This is a genomic window from Pseudoalteromonas rubra (genome assembly GCF_005887095.1).
GTDB classification, from domain to species: Bacteria; Pseudomonadota; Gammaproteobacteria; order Enterobacterales; family Alteromonadaceae; genus Pseudoalteromonas; species Pseudoalteromonas rubra_E.
This window is the reverse complement of sequence record NZ_PNCI01000012.1, coordinates 1-16,986: the sequence shown is the minus strand read 5'-3', so window position 1 is coordinate 16,986 and position 16,986 is coordinate 1. Positions and strand designations below refer to the sequence as shown.

The following is a 16,986-nucleotide window of genomic DNA, read 5'->3' as shown; positions in this document are numbered from 1 at the left end:
CTTTTGATTGTGCGGAACAACTTAGAAAGTCGCACCACCATCGATGGTGATGGTTTGCAAGGTGGTGTGAGATGAAAGCTTTGACGCCAGAAATACCACGCTATCGGCAATCTCTTGTGCCGTGGCCAGCTTTTGAAGCGGGATCCCTAACTTATACTGGGGGGCAAAGCCTTCTATGACGCGCTGTGCACCTTGCTCGTCCTGCCACATACCGGTTTGCATTGGCGTCAGTGTCGAACCTGGAGCCACCACATTACAACGCACACCAAAGTTCGCCAGTTCCAGCCCCGCGCTCAGCGTAAGCTGAGTGACGGCGGCTTTTGAAGCACAATAGGCTGCCATCTGTTGACGAGGGGTGTGTGCCGCATTGGAGCCAACCGTCACAATGGCCCCTGTCTGTTGTTGTTTAAGGTGGGGCGTGCAGGCGCGAATAAAGGTAAACACGGCACCCGCATTGACATTCAGGCAGTGCTGCCATTGTGCCAGTGATAACTGCTCAACCTCACCCAGCTCCAAGACCCCGGCGATGTTGATCAGGTTATATGGCGCCAGGCCCTGAGCCAGCAGCTCGTTTAACGTGGCTTCCAGCTGCGTCAAATCTGCCAGATCACACTGCACGGCACGCTCGAGTATGTCGGTGTCACTGAACTGGCGATCAAAGCCAATCACTTTCGCCCCCAGGGCGGCAAAGCGCTGGGCTGTTGCCAGTCCTATGCCCTGACCGACACCACTGATCCAGACAATCCGATCCTGATACTCCTGCTGTAGTCGCGCATCATAAGACATGGTCATAGACTCCGTTTAATGCTGTGACCACGCTGCCCAGTGTTTGGGTGGGATGTTGAGACCAGTAGTGAGCGGCCCGGAATATGGCGGCCTGCACCTGCTGCTGTTGCTGATCTGAATAACGTGCCACATTGGCATCGACATCCAGCCTGGCAGGTTGATCCTGCAACAGGTGCCACTGCAACATGATGTCGTCGGTCGTACCGGCACTGAGTATATGGGAGTGGCTGGCAATTCCACCATATTTTGGACTGCTGGTGAAGGGCAGCAGGTTAACGGTCGGGCCAAATATATGTGTACCTTTACCTTGCTGCTGACGAGTTCGCTTGAGATCCTCAACCCGGTAAGTTTGCAGTGCTTTGAGCGCTTTAATGCCCTGATTGATGACCCGGCAACACTGGCTGAGTGTCATGTCTGTCGCCAGCTCCAGTGGCAGCGGCATAACATTGCTCTGTACACAAGGCGTGCTGAGTTCATGCTGATGCTGGCGGTTCATCATGATAAGGCCCAGCGTTATATGGTATTGCGCAGTTTTGGCCACCAGCGCCGCGCTGACTGATGCGAGCAGGACTTCGGCATGACCCGCCTGACATAAAGAGGCGGCAGACATCACGGTATGCCAGTCGGTGTGGGTAAAGGCCTGACTCAGACGTCTGTTTGGTTCTGTTACATCTTCTTTTTGGCTACTAAAGCTCAGTGGGACAGGTACACCGTCTAACCAGTTGTTGAGTGTGGCGCGGGCGACTTGTTGGCGTGCCAGATAGGCTTCACTATTGTGTAAAGTGAGCAAGTCTTGTTGCTGACCAAATGGCAACCTGGGCAGTGGCTTGCCTTTTTGCAGCGCGTTATAACAACGATTAAGTGCCTGGGTGAATAAACCAAACCCATAACCATCGAGCAATAAGTGGTGGCCAACCAGAAACAGTAAATCCTGCTCGGGAGCGCGCACCAGTGTCAGTTTCAGCAGGGCATCTTGTTCTAAAACAAAGGCCCTGGCCATTGCCGGTGTCACAAACTGCTCGGCAAAGGCGGGAATATCCTCTGGTTGAGCATCAAGCTGGATGATATCCAGGGTTGGCACCTCAGCATACGGCTTTAATTGCGGGGTAAAAGCATTGTCATGAACAAAACGACAACTCAGGCAGTTACTGCTTTGCCAGACGTGCGCAAAAGCCTGCTGCAACATAGTCGCTGAAACTTTACCTTTAAACTCAATACACTCGGCCACATTGAACAGCGCGCCACGGCCGCTGATGGTATGCAGCAACCACATAGCTTGTTGTGAGTCCGTTAACGGCAATGCCTGTGACATTAGTCTTCCTTACGCTCTTCCAGCAAGTCAATCCAGGCAGCCAGGGTCGGGATCTGTGCCAGTTCTATGAAGTTTGTTTCAATACCTTGTTGTTGCCACAACGCGATGAGATTCATCACCTGCACGGAATCCAGGCCATAGTCGATGAGGCTTTCATGCTCGTCAAATTCATCGGCTTCACAGTCGATCAGCGGCAGGATATGCGCTTTAAGGCCCTCAAGTGTGGTGATGTCCTGAGTTTCTTCACCGAGAATGTCAGCCACAGTAGCCACTTTACCGCAGCGTCCCGCCACAAAGTTCAGCGCCATCAGATGCTCATCGCGGCTGAAGTCGGCAATCGCATCGGCAATCACAAACGGCTGAATGTCACGCATAAAGGCATCTACAGCGGTGGTCATCACCCCGATGTGGCCATAGATACCGACTATCATTAGCTGGTCACGGCCGCGCTCTTGTAGTTGCGCTTCAAAGTCGCATTTCTGAAAGGCACTGTAACGCCACTTGGTAAGCACGACATCTTGCTCGCCAGGTGCCAGCGCATCGACAATCGGTTGTTGTGCCGGGTCTTGCAGGCCCGGGCCCCACATGTCACTCAACAGTCCACGTTCATGCTGGCCCTGTTTGATTGGTTGCGCGGTGTAAAACACCGGAATGCCCTGCTCGTAACAGAACTGTTTAAGGCGCTGAATATGATTGATCATGGTTTCAATCAGGGGGTTATTGTCACCGTAGTAACCCACAAAGTAATGCTGTACATCGTGGATCAGTAAGGCGGCACGACTGGCATCCAGCTGCCAGTCAACGCGGTTTTCAGGTAACTCCGCAGCGCGGGGTAACGGGTAATGGGATAACTTAGGAATACTCATTGTCTTTTTTGCTTCTTCTGTTAATCAGGCCTGGCCGTCGAAGGTGGCACGCAGGGCTTTTTTATCGACTTTGCCGACCGCAGTCAGGGGTAAGTCGGTTACAAATTGGAATTTGTCGGGCACTTTGAAATCGGCGATCCCCAGCTGGCGCAGGTACTTTCGTAGCTGTAAAGGGGTGAGTTTTTCGGCTGCCACCACGAAGGCACAGCTTTTCTCGCCCAAAGTGGCATCGGGCATAGACACTATGGCGACTTGCTCGATGTGTGGATGGCCAAGTAAATGGTTTTCTACTTCTTCTGCCGCAATTTTTTCGCCGCCTCGGTTGATCTGATCTTTATCACGGCCAACCACAATCAGGTGGCCGGAGGGCAGTTGCCTGACCAGATCGCCGGAGGCATAAAAGCCGTCAGCATCAAATGCACTGGCATTATGCTGAGGTGACTTGTAGTAGCCGCGGAACGTATAAGGGCCACGGGTCAGGAGTCTGCCGGCTTCACCAGGTGCGACGGGCAGGCCATGCTCATCCACCACCTTGATCTCATCGTCGGGACTAATCGGGCGGCCCTGAGTGGTCAGTACCAGCTCGTCATCATCGTCGTGACGGGTGTAGTTCACCAGGCCTTCTGCCATGCCAAATACTTGTTGCAGTTGGGCACCCAGCACCGGCCTGACCTGCTCGGCCACGGTGCGGCTGAGCTTAGCACCCCCAACCTGGATCAGCATCAGGCTGCTCAGGTCATGGTTGCTGTGTGCGGCATGTTGCAACCACAGCTGGAGTGCCGGTGGTACCAGCGCGGTGTGGGTTATGGCAAAGCGTTCAATCAAGGCAAAACAGTTACTTGGACTGGGGTCTGAAGCCAGGATCACCGAGCCGCCGGCTGCGAATACGCCCAGTGCGCCTGGCGAACTGAGCGGGAAGTTATGCGGTGCCGGTAGTGCGCACAAATAGCGGGTATCCCCGTGCAGCTGGCAAATATCCCGACTGGCAACCACAGAGTAAAGGTAATCGTTGTGGGTGCGAGGGATCAATTTAGGGGTGCCGGTGCTGCCACCGGAGAGCTGAAAGAAGGCGACGTCTTCTGGATTGAGCTCAGGCGCACGGAAGGCTCGTACGTGCAAATACGCCTGTTTCAGTTCGCTATTGCCTTTACTGTGATCCACCATAATGTGGCTGATGCAGGCAAAGCGGTTAAACAACTCCTGAGAAAAGGATTCATCTGCAAACAGTGGCTGAGCAGAAGAAACCAACAGCAGCTTAGGCTGCAAAATTTCACAATAGCTTTGCAGCTCAGTGCGTTGATGATTAAACAGGGCACACACCGGCGCCACGCCGAGTTTAAGCAGCGCAAAGTAGCTGATATAAAACTCCACACAGTTGGGCAGCTGAATAAGCGCGGTATCACCCTGTTGCAGTCCCTGACTGGCCAGATGAGCCGCCAGGTTGGTGCTGTACTCATCGAGCTGCTGATAGCTCAGTTGTCGATTGGCATCGGCGACGGCAATGCCTTGCCCGTTATGCACCAGTTGTTCGTTCAAAATGCTGGTGAGTGGTTTATCCTGCCAGTAGCCCTGGGCGCGATAGTGGGCGGCCAGCTCTTCGGGCCACGGGGTATATTCAATACTCATAGTGTGTGTTTCGTTGCTAAGTGATAGGCATGCCGTACGTCCAGCGCATTCAGCATAGTGTTTAGTTTGGCTTCGGTTTCCAGCCACTCGGAGCTGGGGTCGGAAGCGGCCACAATACCGGCGCCGGCAAATAAGGTCGCCAGGTTGGCTTGCAGGTAACCGCAGCGGATCACCACGACCCACTCACCATTGCCCTGATTGTCACACCAGCCGACAATTCCTGAGAACAGGCCACGGCCATGACCTTCCAGCGCATCAATATGCTGATATGCCAGCTCTGTGGGTTTACCACACAGTGCAGGTGTAGGGTGGAGGCGGTTGGCCAGCGCAATGGCAGGCTGATCGGGGTCTGTGAGTGTTCCTTCAATAACAGTCGATAAATGCCACATGGTGGCCGTGCTGAGCAGATCGGGTTGCTCCGGTATATGTAAGTTGGAGCAAAGGGGGCCGAGGATCTGTGCCATATCTTGTAGCACAACAGCATGTTCATAGCGGTCTTTTTTCGATGCGAACAGGGTTGAGCGGCGCTGTGCTTCGACGCTTGGGCACGGATCGCGAGGAATAGACCCGGCCAGTGGATTACTGAAGAGCTGTCCGTCAGATTTGCGTAGCAACAGCTCCGGGCTCACCCCCATGAGTACGCCGGCATCGCGCTGCGCATCGGCATCATGTAACTGGCCGGGGATAGAGAAATGATAGCCGCTGGGACTTTGTGCCAGCAGTTGTGAAAGCACGCCAACCTGGTCCAGTGGCTGCTCAAACTGTAATTCAACCTGTTTACTGAGCACGATTTTATCCAGCTCACCGTCGGCAAACAATGCTTTGGCATCGCGTACGGTTTGCTCAAAGTGTGCCCGATCTTGTTTGTAATGCACTGACTGCAGGCGATTGGGCGTTTGAGCGCGTGTATGCTGTGCACTCAGGCACTGTGCAAAGAGTTGTTTATCCAGCGTGCTGACCTGTTCCGGGATAATAAACTGCGCCTGCTGTTGTTTACAAAAGGGCACCACACCGAAGGCAATGGCTTGACCCGGGTTGGTCTTTGCTGCGTTGTTTAAGGCTTGCTGTAACCGGTTGGCCAGATTGTCAGTGTCACTGATTGGTAGCGTAAAGCGCTGAGCCACGCCACGGCTAACCAGGCAGTTTTGCCCGGAAACAAACAAACAATCTTGCTCAGGCCGGAACTCCCCCAATTCTTGGGTCTGGGGGACATCGGATAGGTGACCAGCATGCATGCGATTTCTTCCTCGTATTCATCAAATCGTGTCAGTGAGAAACAATTTGCCACTGATTGAATGTGTTCAAGACGTATTATTGCGACAAAGATTTAGCAACTGATGCGCGCATGTTCATGTGCTCAGGTCGTTTTGGGCAATCATCACAGTAGCCCTTAACCGGGTGTTCGTGCATCAGGCAGCAATCGCCCCGCACACGCATGGCACCCACATCAAAGCCTTTTTGGTGGGCTTTAAACAAGGGGTTGCGTTGACCACGCCATTGCTGAGTGTGCAAAAGCCAGTGGATATCCTGGTTTAATTGAGTCGGGTTGGGCAGGTGCTCAGCAATCGTCTTGCTGAGATGGTTCAGGCGATACACCAGGCTGCTCCACAGTACGCGCTCCGCAATGCCAAACTGTTCGTTCAGATATTGGTGCACAGGCGCAAAATGCTCGAAAATCAGCGCATGGTATCTGCTGTCAGTATCGCCTGAGAGTAGGCTGGTTTCTCCGCAATGCGCCAGCATAAGTCGCTGGCTTGTCAGACACAGTCGGACTGAGTGGGTACTCAGCGGTAAAGGGCGCATCAACACGCTATGACTCAGTAACACAGATGGCATCACTCTGATCGTATACAACATATGCCAGATAGACGCCTGTGCCCGCCCAGGCGCTATTCCCTGTGAGTGTGCCCAGCCAGTGATTGCTGTTGCCAGCAGTCCGCGCTCGTCTAAACACTGTGCCAGTGTCGGTTCGGACTGAGACTGAGACAGTGCCATCGCATCGCCATATTCGCTAAAGGGCCCCTGAAAAAATGGCTGCAGTGTCGGTAGCAAAAGAACCTCGATTTTACTTACTTTTTAAAAGACTTAGTTAAGACGTTTGAAGGGTGAATTTTTTTACTTCCAGATCGTCAAGCCATATAAGTAAATTCGCGTTAGCAAATGAGAGAGTCACAGTGCTTGCAAAATTGATCCAAAATACCTGGTGGCGATTCATCGCGACCGCCTTCAGTAGTATTCTGTTTGGTGTAATAAGCGTGTCTTTGGTCGCGCTGATCAACGAAATCATCAATGGCACCTTGGAGTCCCGGGCTGAACAGTTCACCCTGTTTGCAATCCTGGCCTGTCTGGGTGTCGTATTACAGCTGGTATCACGCATACTGGCAGAGCAGCTCAGTGAACTCAGTCAAGCGACAGTACGCCAGCAGGTGGCGGAGCACGTTATAGGTGCCCGTTTCAGCCATGTCGAAGCACAAGGCGCCGGTAAAATAAAGTCGTGTCTGACCGAGCACAGTCTTCGGGTTGCGGAGTTCTTTCAGGGGCTGCCCAATATTCTGAGTAACGGCATGATTGTACTCGGGAGCTTTGTCTACATGGCCTGGCTGGATTGGCAGGTATTTGTTTTTGCTATGTTAACTCTGATCTTAGGCTCTGTGGGTTACAGCCTGGCCAACGCCACCGCATTCAGAAAAGTCTCTGAAGCCGCCAGCATTCAGGATGCGCTGTATGAACAGTTTGATGCGATTTATGCCGGTGCCAAAGAGCTTAAACTGCATCGCGAAAAGCGTATCACCTTTTTAAATCAGGTGATTGGAGACACCATTACCCTGTTGCAAAAACGTCGGGTACAAGGCGCGAGTATTTACCATTACGCCGCTTCCTGGGGTGGATTCAGTGTGTTTGCTTTCATCGGTGGCGCACTGTTTTATTTGTCAGGGCAAGCCGAAGACACCGGCAAAGTGATGTCGGGTTTTGCGTTGCTTTTCTTATATATGCTCACACCACTGGAAGTCATGCTCGGGGCTATCCCTAAAGCTGCGGCAGCAAAAGCATCGGCCAATACGATTGCCACATTGACAGAAGAAATGGCCCTGATGCCGCACAGCGATCAAGCTATGACCACCTTTGAGCAACTGACTCTTAAGGACATTAGCCACGGTTATTATCACGAACAAAGTGACGAAGTGTTTGCCCTTACGCCTATTAATCTGACTCTGCGCAAAGGCGAGTTAGTTTATCTGGTGGGTGGCAATGGCAGCGGTAAGACGACTTTTGCCAAGTTGCTGTGTGGCTTGTATGAAGCTCAGGAAGGTCAAATCCAGGTCGACAATCAGGTACTTGAGACCCAGCAATTTGATGATTATCGTCAGCTGTTCAGCACCGTATTTAGTGACTTTTATCTCTTTGACCGGGTACTGGGTTGTCAGGGACAGGATTTGGAAGATAAAGGCAATGCTTTGATCCGCAAGCTTAATCTGCACCACAAAGTGGCGATTAAGGATGGTGCCTTTACCACCCAAAAGCTATCGCAAGGTCAACGTAAACGACTGGCGCTGGTGGTGGCATATATGGAAGACAGACCTTTCTATATCTTTGACGAGTGGGCTGCTGATCAGGATCCGGTCTTTAAGGAGGTATTCTATCGCGAGTTGCTGCCGGAGCTCAGCGCTCAGGGCAAAACCGTGCTGGTGATCACCCATGATGACAAGTATTTTGCTCTGGCCGATCGGTTACTAAAAATGGACAACGGGTGTCTCAGTGAAGCTGTTCAGGTGGCGCCCCAGACGCCAGCAAAACACACTGAGCCGGCTTAAACGTCAGCGCGCAAACAGCACTCGGTCAGCACCAGTTCGTCATTGCACTGAAAATACACGCTGATCTGAGTGCCCTGCGGCAGAGTCTCATGGAGCGTTTCTGTGAGCGTAAAGAATAACTGAGTATCGCTGTGCTCTACCAGGCATGCCGCTTCAAATCCAAAAAAGCGTTGTACAACTGGGTAGAGCGCTTTATAGATACTTTCTTTGGCAGAGAAGATCAGGGTCAGCGGACAAGCATGTGTCTTGCCTAGCCGCTCGAAAGCTGGCTGCTCTGCTTTTGCCAGGATCTGTGTCTGGAGCTCCTGCTCCTGCTTGAGCGACATCTTTCTTTCCAGATCTATTCCCAACCCCAGTATTGCAGGATCGTCACAGACCATGGCCATCGCCAGCTCCCGAGTATGGGTGATGGTGCCCTGAATGCCGGCAGGCCAAATCGGCGCGCGACTTTCGGCGCTGGTAATGATGGTATGTGGTAGTCCCAGTGCTTTTAAAGCCTGACTGGCACAGTGTCGTCCGGCCAGATATTCGGCCTTGCGTTTGGCTACGGCGCGGCTGAGTTTGGCGGGCAATGGCTGAGCGAAAGTCGCAAAATCGCTGTCCTGATAGGTTCCAATATGAAAGGCACAGCTGTGGCTGGTAAATGGCAGCTGGGGTGTAAACAGTTTGGTTGATGTTAACGACATACGACTCCCTCAATTAGTGGCAGTCATATTACCGATATAGGGAAAGGTTGCAAGCAGACACGGATATTGAAATGTCCCCCGATATTATCGGCGTTCAGGCTGCTGTGGGTTTATCACGCAGGGAACAGTGGATAACACCTGGTATTTTTGTGTTCTGGGATAATACAAGACACATTGCTCAGCACGTTTTTGCAGCTCGAAGCCGGTTACTCCGCCTTCTTTACTGCCCAGAATAGGCTGCCCAGAAAGATCCAGACTGTTGCCTTTTTCCAGCAACAGCGTTGAATGCTGCATAAACACATTATGTGCCAGTCGGGGTGCAGTGCCGCCCTTGAGGGCGACAATGGCATCTTGTATTTCACGGATCATGGCCGGTGTGGTTTGCTCAATTAACGCCGCATACACAGGGGTTGCTTTAGAATATTGGCAGCCACACAGTAGTAAAGTGAGTAACGTTGCAAACCAGCCCGAACATTTCATGATTACTGACCTTCCAGCGTTGCGTGAATGGCACCATCACGCAGTGGCCTAAATGGCAGAGTCACAGCATGACTGGTGTCGGCATCTCCCGGTCGGGCTGAGACCCCTTGCGGGGCGTCGTTAAATAAGCAGCTTCCGGTTGCACTGTGATGCAAAGCGGTAGCAAGCAGGCGCTCATTTTCGTCGCCCAGAGCACTGCCAAAATCGTCGTTGACGCGACAGCCCGGTACCCTGGCATCCAGTCCGGCTTCACCGCTTATCTGACTTGCTGGCGTTGGGGTAAAGCCGTCAGCATAGTCTCCAAAGCCTTTTTCATTGGCAGACTTTGACTGAATGGTGTAGTAGACCATGCCGCAATTAGGCGCAGGTAAAAAACCATAGGGTTTGCCTCGTGTGGTGGTGCCTATCTGCACGACCTCTACGTCTATACCACGCAGACCATTGATCACCATTTCACTGGCTGATGCGGTATCATCGGTAGTGAGTACATACACTCTGGAGAGGTTCAGCGTTGGTAAAGTGGTGTCGTTCAGAAAGACCTCCCGGGCCCAGTCTATCTGGCGGGGCTCAAAGGTATAGATCCGATTATTGCCCTGGCGTTTAGCATTGTAGGTGGTCACACCGAAATTGCGGTCCAGCGAGCTATCGCCCGCAATCATATAGCCCAGCTGTGCAGCACTGTGGATCAATCCACCGCCGTTATAGCGCATATCCAGCACCAGTTCGTTAACGCCATCTGCGATAAAGCCATTGAATGCGTCGATCAGCTCTCCCTGAGCACTGGCAATAAACTGATTAAACTGCACATAGCCGACTCGTTTTCCGCCGTGATCAATGTATTTTGCATTTTGCACCGGAGAAAGTGCAAAATCGATGGCGGTCATTTCGGCCGACTTTTCATCCCCCTGAACTGAGCGAAAAACGAACGTATGGGCCTTCGTTTCAGTAGGGAACAGAGCCTCATTGAGTTGTGCCACTTCGTCGCTGTTGATGAAATCAAGCCCATCAATACTCAGCAGGCTATCACCACGAGTGAGCCCGCTCTGCGCTGCCGGTGAATTGGGTTCAACGTAAGCAATGGTAAAGTTACGTGGTGGTGCTGTTTCTATTGCAGCCCAGCGGATCCCATAACTGGTGGTTACACCTGACTGGCTTTCTTTTTGATAGCTTTCGTAGGTTTCCGAGTAGTGAAACTGATCCTTTAACGACCCATCAGGGTTACGTTGTGTCGTTCTGAGCTGTGCGAAGTATTCAGCAACGCTATTAAAATCTTGCGGGTTATTGTCGGGCAGCTCGTCGTACCAAAGATAGGTTTCATGACTGAATGAGCGCAACCACATTTTTTCGTGCATCACAGTGCCCGCTTTGTCTGGGAAAGGCTGATTATTGTTAAACTGATCGACCCCCGAACGCGGATTGGCACAGAAGTTAATGAAGTTACTGGCCGGTGCAAATACACCAGCCTGCCAACTAGGCGCAGTGCTGCCGTCACCGCTGTTGCCACCGTTGCTATTGGTGTCCGTGGGTGTTGTTACGTTGCCGGTGTTGCTGCCTGTTCCGCTCTCGGTACCGCCACCACCGCACCCGGTGAGTGCACTGGTGCTTAAGGCCAATCCGATGGCAAGGTATAAGCTACTGAATTGCTTCATGGTTCTATCCTGTTTAGTCATTGCACTAAAAACTATCAACACTGTTTCTACAATACAATATAAAGACCGGATTGATTGTTAATTAATGTCAACGGCAGCACAATTAGTAAGTGTAGGACAGCGGCTTCAAATTAAAAGTTCAACCTCGTGAACGGCGGCGTCGCCAGGGCGGAGATTGCAACAGTAACAGCATGCCACTGAGACAAAAAGCCACGCTACTGGCTGCGAAGGTGATAAGCAGTGGATTGTTGAAGTCATCACGCTCGTCGTAATCCATAATGTGCAACATCCAGAAAAAGTCAAAAATACGCCAAAGCGTACTTCTTACAGTGATCACCTGGCCGCTGTTGGCATCCAGATACAGGGTAGTACTTAATATGTCGGCAAAGGTGATCTGCCAGACTTGTGGCCGATATTGAACTTCCCTTGGTCCCCTGGCTAGTCGCTGTGCAGATTCAATGGCGCTGTCACCCAGGTAATGGGCGCGGGCATTGGCACGGATTTGTGTTTCGGTTGGACTGGGAAAGGGGGCCCCAGAGGCGGTGAAATAGGCTGTTTCTGCGCCAGTGGCAATGATCATGGGCTGATCCAGAAAATGACTCAAGGTCAGCGCGTTGAATTGCTCAACGTGGCGTGCCAGCTGGTCTAAATCGGCCGGGTAGTCGGCAAGCGTGAAAGGGTTATCCAGATTACGCTTGGCGAGATGTTTACCATGTACCATTTCCAAAGGGATCGCGCTCATCACCAGGCCACCAAGCAGCCAGGCAAAGAGCTGTAATGCCAGCAGATAGCCGGCCAGCTTGTGAAATTGTCGGATGGGTTTAAAGCTGGATTTATTCATAGTGCTGTTTTTTCGTCAAAATTGCTGATAGCTTATGAGAATTCGCGTAAAATCCATAGTGACATATTGTCGCACCTGCCAATCGTATGTGTTCTGTCGCTTGAACATGGCTCAGGTCTGGCAGCGAACTACTCAAAAAGAAACAAGGTAAATGTCCCGTCATGTCAGAAATCCAGTTTTTAAATGTCGATTTAGAGTTAGAATCCAAGCAGGATATTTCTGCCCTGGTTGCGGATCTTAAGAAAAACGCGGTGGTACTGCACTATGATCAGGATGAGTACCGCCAGCTGGCGAGAATAGAGGCCAGCACTCAGGTGACGAGCCCGGATAAAGCCATTAATCACCTGTGTGAATTAATAGAATCATGCTCTAAGGCCGCACTGAAGCAATGGTTGGGGTGTTCTAAGCGGACCTTTGACATAGGTTTTAGCTGCGGTGAACAGCCTAAATGTTACTCTCAGGCACTGCATGTCGATACGCTGTTACGGATCTCTGCCATTGGTGCCGGAATGGAGATCACCTTGTATCCAGCCGAGAAATAATCCCTTCTATTCAGCCTTTCATTGCTCGTTGAGTTGGATCAGCGCGATAAACCGCACGGATCCAACTATGCTGCTGTTGCCGCTTCGCCATTATTCCTTAACCTATAATAGTGACTGAATCCCAATAGAGTCATCACTCTTGTTGCTGATTAGATCTAGTTCCCATTCTTTTTTTAACATTTTAAATTTATATATAACAATATCTTATTGTTTATTTGTTAAATAAGTTGTGTAAATTTTATATTAATGTGTTGATAATTTAATTTTCGTGTTTTATCTTGATTTGGCACACGAGAGGTGGCTTCCCGTGGTTCAGGTGAGGCCAGAACAGGATTATTTCTGGAGAATTATAACAATGAAACGCATATCTCAGATGACCTTATCTGCACTGGCCCTGAGCCTGAGTGCAGCAGCAAGCGCAACTGCAGCCCCGGTAGACACCGTGAATAACCTGGCAGCGCCGCTGGCACAAATTGATCGCTTTAATCCACAGGCTTTTCAGGTCAGTGATATTAAGAAAGTGATGGCGAAATCTCTGGCTCGGGAGTTGTCAAGCCAGGGCCCGCGTTGGCAGTCAACACTGGCAAGCCAGTCACGTCTGACTGTACAGGACATGCAGGTTTCGCAACAGGCGCAGTCGCTGATCGGCCAGGCAAGCACACAGACCCGGGTACTGAAAGGATTGCCGCAATGTGATAGTAACCTGTATCAATTACGTCTGGCTTCTGCAGACATGCTGAGCCAATGGCAGGAAGGCGAAGAGCCGCTGATCGCCTTTGCACCTAAGGGGGATGACAAGACCTGGATCCACGTAGAGGCTTATGACAGTGACGGTCAGCTTCACCTGCTGGACGCGCAGCAAATGCCGCAGCGTCCTGTGCTTGTTTTGGAGCTTGATCAGCAGCAGGTACGTCGCGAAGGTCTGGCCGTGATGCAGGACATCTTTAGCAGCGCCAGACAGACACAAGGCGCTGAACGCTTATCTCGCGATATGCTGCAAACGAACCAAGTAAACATTCAGTCTGAAGCCATTTCGACCAGTGTTTTGAAGCGTATTCGTCTGAACAATGATCAGGAGCCGTGGATCCTGGGTAAGGCGGAGGTGTATGGTATTGTCACCGGAGTGAGCCCGTCGCGCGATGAGCCGGTTCTGGATATTGTTGATATGCCTTATCTTGACCATGACGGTACTGACTATACACCAAACCAAATCCTTATCCACTGGGAGCGTTATCGTTGGCAGGCGGCTGATGTCTTGCTTATGGAGCAGGATGACAATACCAACTATAAAGACTTAGCGACGACTTTCCTGGATATTGTCACTCAGGTCATGCGCACCATTCCGGATCCCAATGTACAGGGTTATGCGATTATTCCTCAGCTCACTAACCAGCTGATCAAAGCGATGCCAGATCACTGGTTCAGCAATGATGATGACTATGTTGATGTGTTTTACACCTTGTTTGAAGGCCAGAACTATAGCGGACATATGGGCGCCAGCAATAATGCAAAAATCACATTATCTCCCTTAACCATAGAGCCAAGATAACAGCCAGTGGCCAGCCCATTGCCTTAGCTTATTAGCTCACAACCCGTTGAGTAGGTTACGGTCTAACGGACTAGACCGGTTTTTTTATTCTTCAGCGAGCATACCTTGGGTATGCTCGCTTTTTTTGTTTACTTAGATCTGGTTGCACCGGCCACACTGATAGCTTGTAAAAGGAGGTTTGACATGACTGGGTCATTTACTGAATTATGCATACTTACCTACCACCATTACGTAGTTTTGCCTTGACTGTATTATCTAAGTGTAAAATCTCTGTAATTGGGTGTTGTTTCCTAAATCACTGAGCTAATTTAGCTTTGTGTGATCGGCTTGGTAAAAGCGGATGGCGTCTGTGGTACCATGGGCTTTTATGCCGAAGTCGCACCCAAAAAGGCCGAAGCAGTGATCCCACCAAGGTGTAACGTTCACTGGCGGAAACAGCAATTTACCGGTATAAACAGCTAGTGGGTGACAAGCTGGTCAGTCGTGGATTTACTCAGCAGCACACTGAAGCGATGATCAAAGTGAAAGTACTCAATAGGATGATTGGGCTAGGTATGCCTGAATATCAGGGAAACAGCTGAAATCGCAGTGTTACCTAAGCTATCTGGATTTGATCAACAAGGCCCCGTTCAACAGCTCTTTCATAATCTTTATAAGTAACTCTACCTTCTGCTAAGTCCTTAGTGAAAGCTATTGTCTTCTCTATCGCCTGTAAATCTTCGTTTGTAATGTTCATACTTTCCTCTTTTTAGCTAATGTGTAACCTGTTGTAATAGGTTTTATCTGTGTAAAGTGTTAGTGTTTTCATTTTAAGGTTTTGATATGGCTTACGATTTCTCTCAAGAAACTTTAGAAGCTAAAAAGAAATTAGCGTACAATCCAGACTTATCAGAAGAGGATAAGAAAGAATTGTTTAAGTATTTCTGAACCCTAAAATAGGAACGCGGTGGCAGGATTTCTAAAGATACTGAGGACGTCCTACTTCATTTACAACGGGAAGTTGAGGCATATGACAGTACCAACAACAACGTTGAAAATTGGTATAAGAAACCAGTAGGAATCATATGCCTCTCTGTAGTTGCGATTCTTATCGCTAATTTTATTTTTCATTTTGTTTTAAAACCTTATTTCAGTAGTCAAATGTAACAACTGACTACGTGTTTACGTGTTGTAACAAGTTAATAAACTGGGATAAGACAAGCTTGCCCGTTATCAATGCGTTAGCACTTCTATTTAAGGATTGAGTCAGTGGTACAACCCAAAAAAGTTTTTTTATCAGAGTTTGCTGTAAATATATGCTCAGGCAGGTGGTTATTAACCTCTGCTAGTCAGTTAATGACTGGTGGTACAATGGGACCAAAAGAAACGGAAGTATCAAATAATTCACATATTTATTTAATTTCTAAGTCTCCTATAATTTCCTACTCAAAGGAGTATTTCCGGTACGAAAATGGAAAGATTAGCGGTAGGATTAATTATCGAGTAGATGGTGAGTTACGCGAAAAAGATTTTTCAATTGATTTTCCACTACTGGATGGCGCAGTTGAAGTGAGGTTATCAAAATACCCTCACCGTGAAATATTAACTCTAGATGCTGATGGTAATGAAATTAGATATCTCCCTGCCAGCATAATTTGTATGGGTATGGGCTGGCACCTAACTAATAGAGAGTTAAGTGACTTAGAAGTGTTGTATGTCGGTCAAGCATACGGAGATGGCACTCGAACCGCTTTTGAACGTTTAAAAAGTCATTCTACCCTGCAAAAAATACTTGCTCAGGCTCAATATGAATCACCAGATTCAGAGATTCAGATTCTTACATTTGAATACGAACCATATAGAATTATCCATCAAATGGACGGTAGAGCAGGTAATGTGATCTCTGACTATAGAGATATGGATAGATTCAGAAACATTGTTGATAATCATCTTTCAGAGTATGAGCAAATTTGTCTAGTAGAAGCCGGTCTAATCAGATATTTCCAACCACGATATAATGCTATTTACAAAGATAATTTTCCAAGTGATAAGCACAAAATTTTAGAAAGTTGTTATAACTTGGACTTTTCTGGTCTTATTGTGGAGATCAATACCGATGAGCTAAGCTTTCGCCTGTTTTCTGATGGAGTGAAGGCTAGTGATCACCATATCTGTAAAATTGATTTGCTAGATCCTGAAAAGCGCTGGGGCTTTTTTCATAGCGGTAGGGGAGATGGATCTTTTTTTAAACTGCCAAACGTGATTGAGCGTAAAAAGAAGTGTTAACAAGGCCTTAAAATCGGATTCGTAACAGTTGGCTCGGTCCCGTTTCACTTCACATTTTAGCAAGCTGTCACTCATCGCTTAAGGCGGCGCTGGGGGTCCCTCATAATTGGGCCTCCCGAGCAGATGTATCAAGCGCACGTATTCACGTATAGCCCAGCGCAGTTGCTTTCCTGTCATAACATAATCGGTTCGTCGCCTAACCTCTTTGCCAAGCCTGATAGTCGACAGCACAGCACGATCTCTGATTGTATTTGCCTGGAACTTCATCTCTGTGTTGTTGCTCAGTTTCCAGTAAAGACAGTAAAAATTCACCGTAACTCTTCTCTTGCTCTATGCATTGCTCTGCTAATAGCGGCCAGTGAGCAGCATATAACAACTTTCATGATAGCGTAGAAGAACTTTTTGTGATGGTTATGCCATTTCTCTCTATTTAGAATAGTTTGTACTTGGTCCACTAGACACTCAGAAAAACTCGAATTCTGAAAGAACAAACGGATTGTTACAGCCTACGAGACAGACTTCTAGACAAACCTATTATCCATCTCACAGCGACCCCCTATGGCAGGATAGTT

At 49.5% G+C, this 16,986-nt stretch carries 15 protein-coding genes; 4 read left to right on the top strand and 11 right to left on the bottom strand.

What is annotated here, in order from left to right; translation table 11 throughout:
- Positions 1-21: 21 nt before the first annotated feature.
- From dhbA to fhuF, 6 genes are all read right to left on the bottom strand, one after another.
- A complete protein-coding gene (gene dhbA, locus CWB99_RS05860; protein WP_138552615.1) occupies positions 22-786 on the bottom strand; it encodes a 2,3-dihydro-2,3-dihydroxybenzoate dehydrogenase in 765 nt (254 codons plus the stop codon).
- A complete protein-coding gene (locus CWB99_RS05855; protein ID WP_138552614.1) occupies positions 776-2,098 on the bottom strand; it encodes a condensation domain-containing protein in 1,323 nt (440 codons plus the stop codon). The genes dhbA and CWB99_RS05855 overlap by 11 nt, the downstream gene beginning before the upstream one ends.
- Complete coding sequence (locus tag CWB99_RS05850) at positions 2,098-2,964, bottom strand: isochorismatase family protein (protein WP_138545167.1); 867 nt, start codon at positions 2,962-2,964, stop codon at positions 2,098-2,100. Before CWB99_RS05850 ends, CWB99_RS05855 begins: the two co-directional genes overlap by 1 nt.
- 24 nt (positions 2,965-2,988) lie before the next feature.
- On the bottom strand, positions 2,989-4,590 hold the full coding sequence (locus tag CWB99_RS05845; protein WP_138552613.1) for a (2,3-dihydroxybenzoyl)adenylate synthase: 1,602 nt from the start codon (positions 4,588-4,590) through the stop codon (positions 2,989-2,991).
- A complete protein-coding gene (locus tag CWB99_RS05840; protein ID WP_138552612.1) occupies positions 4,587-5,825 on the bottom strand; it encodes an isochorismate synthase in 1,239 nt (412 codons plus the stop codon). Before CWB99_RS05840 ends, CWB99_RS05845 begins: the two co-directional genes overlap by 4 nt.
- A 76-nt stretch (positions 5,826-5,901) precedes the next feature.
- The gene (fhuF, locus tag CWB99_RS05835) at positions 5,902-6,642 is read right to left on the bottom strand and encodes a siderophore-iron reductase FhuF (RefSeq protein WP_138552611.1); all 741 of its coding nucleotides are present in this window, start codon (positions 6,640-6,642) and stop codon (positions 5,902-5,904) included.
- A gap of 122 nt (positions 6,643-6,764) precedes the next feature.
- On the opposite strand from fhuF, the gene CWB99_RS05830 reads away from it, so the two are divergent.
- Positions 6,765-8,402 (top strand): cyclic peptide export ABC transporter, encoded by a 1,638-nt coding sequence (locus CWB99_RS05830; RefSeq protein WP_138552610.1) that lies wholly within the window; start codon positions 6,765-6,767, stop codon positions 8,400-8,402.
- Here the strand turns inward: CWB99_RS05830 and CWB99_RS05825 are convergent.
- The 4 genes from CWB99_RS05825 to CWB99_RS05810 form a co-directional block, all read right to left on the bottom strand.
- Positions 8,399-9,088, bottom strand: a complete 690-nt coding sequence (locus CWB99_RS05825; protein ID WP_138552609.1) for a 4'-phosphopantetheinyl transferase family protein — start codon at positions 9,086-9,088, stop codon at positions 8,399-8,401. The genes CWB99_RS05830 and CWB99_RS05825 overlap by 4 nt on opposite strands.
- Positions 9,089-9,172: 84 nt before the next feature.
- Entirely contained in the window at positions 9,173-9,568 is a 396-nt protein-coding gene (locus CWB99_RS05820) for a hypothetical protein (RefSeq protein WP_138552608.1), read from the bottom strand.
- Between the two features lie 2 nt (positions 9,569-9,570).
- The gene (locus CWB99_RS05815; RefSeq protein WP_138552607.1) at positions 9,571-11,217 is read right to left on the bottom strand and encodes a S41 family peptidase; all 1,647 of its coding nucleotides are present in this window, start codon (positions 11,215-11,217) and stop codon (positions 9,571-9,573) included.
- 139 nt (positions 11,218-11,356) lie between these two features.
- Complete coding sequence (locus CWB99_RS05810) at positions 11,357-12,058, bottom strand: hypothetical protein (RefSeq protein WP_138552606.1); 702 nt, start codon at positions 12,056-12,058, stop codon at positions 11,357-11,359.
- A 161-nt stretch (positions 12,059-12,219) separates the two neighbouring features.
- Between CWB99_RS05810 and CWB99_RS05805 the strand changes: the two genes are divergently transcribed.
- Together CWB99_RS05805 and CWB99_RS05800 are read left to right on the top strand one after the other, a co-directional pair.
- Positions 12,220-12,600 carry a hypothetical protein gene (locus CWB99_RS05805; RefSeq protein WP_138552605.1) on the top strand — a complete coding sequence of 127 codons (381 nt, stop codon included), beginning with the start codon at positions 12,220-12,222 and terminating at the stop codon, positions 12,598-12,600.
- A 355-nt stretch (positions 12,601-12,955) separates the two neighbouring features.
- The gene (locus tag CWB99_RS05800; protein ID WP_138552604.1) at positions 12,956-14,149 is read left to right on the top strand and encodes a DUF3103 family protein; all 1,194 of its coding nucleotides are present in this window, start codon (positions 12,956-12,958) and stop codon (positions 14,147-14,149) included.
- 595 nt (positions 14,150-14,744) lie between these two features.
- On the opposite strand, the gene CWB99_RS23980 is transcribed toward CWB99_RS05800, so the two are convergent.
- Positions 14,745-14,885 carry a hypothetical protein gene (locus tag CWB99_RS23980; protein WP_171045271.1) on the bottom strand — a complete coding sequence of 47 codons (141 nt, stop codon included), beginning with the start codon at positions 14,883-14,885 and terminating at the stop codon, positions 14,745-14,747.
- 512 nt (positions 14,886-15,397) lie between these two features.
- Here CWB99_RS23980 and CWB99_RS05795 point away from each other — a divergent pair.
- On the top strand, positions 15,398-16,414 hold the full coding sequence (locus CWB99_RS05795) for a hypothetical protein (RefSeq protein ID WP_138552603.1): 1,017 nt from the start codon (positions 15,398-15,400) through the stop codon (positions 16,412-16,414).
- The last annotated feature ends 572 nt before the right edge of the window (positions 16,415-16,986 follow it).

What these genes read in the sequence shown, in the direction of transcription:
- dhbA (WP_138552615.1), bottom strand. Translation starts at nt 786, where the DNA reads ATGTCTTATGATGCGCGACTACAGCAGGAGTATCAGGATCGGATTGTC.
- CWB99_RS05855 (WP_138552614.1), bottom strand. Translation starts at nt 2,098, where the DNA reads ATGTCACAGGCATTGCCGTTAACGGACTCACAACAAGCTATGTGGTTG.
- CWB99_RS05850 (WP_138545167.1), bottom strand. Translation starts at nt 2,964, where the DNA reads ATGAGTATTCCTAAGTTATCCCATTACCCGTTACCCCGCGCTGCGGAG.
- CWB99_RS05845 (WP_138552613.1), bottom strand. Translation starts at nt 4,590, where the DNA reads ATGAGTATTGAATATACCCCGTGGCCCGAAGAGCTGGCCGCCCACTAT.
- CWB99_RS05840 (WP_138552612.1), bottom strand. Translation starts at nt 5,825, where the DNA reads ATGCATGCTGGTCACCTATCCGATGTCCCCCAGACCCAAGAATTGGGG.
- CWB99_RS05825 (WP_138552609.1), bottom strand. Translation starts at nt 9,088, where the DNA reads ATGTCGTTAACATCAACCAAACTGTTTACACCCCAGCTGCCATTTACC.
- CWB99_RS05820 (WP_138552608.1), bottom strand. Translation starts at nt 9,568, where the DNA reads ATGAAATGTTCGGGCTGGTTTGCAACGTTACTCACTTTACTACTGTGT.
- CWB99_RS05815 (WP_138552607.1), bottom strand. Translation starts at nt 11,217, where the DNA reads ATGAAGCAATTCAGTAGCTTATACCTTGCCATCGGATTGGCCTTAAGC.
- CWB99_RS05810 (WP_138552606.1), bottom strand. Translation starts at nt 12,058, where the DNA reads ATGAATAAATCCAGCTTTAAACCCATCCGACAATTTCACAAGCTGGCC.
- CWB99_RS05805 (WP_138552605.1), top strand. Translation starts at nt 12,220, where the DNA reads ATGTCAGAAATCCAGTTTTTAAATGTCGATTTAGAGTTAGAATCCAAG.
- CWB99_RS05800 (WP_138552604.1), top strand. Translation starts at nt 12,956, where the DNA reads ATGAAACGCATATCTCAGATGACCTTATCTGCACTGGCCCTGAGCCTG.
- CWB99_RS23980 (WP_171045271.1), bottom strand. Translation starts at nt 14,885, where the DNA reads ATGAACATTACAAACGAAGATTTACAGGCGATAGAGAAGACAATAGCT.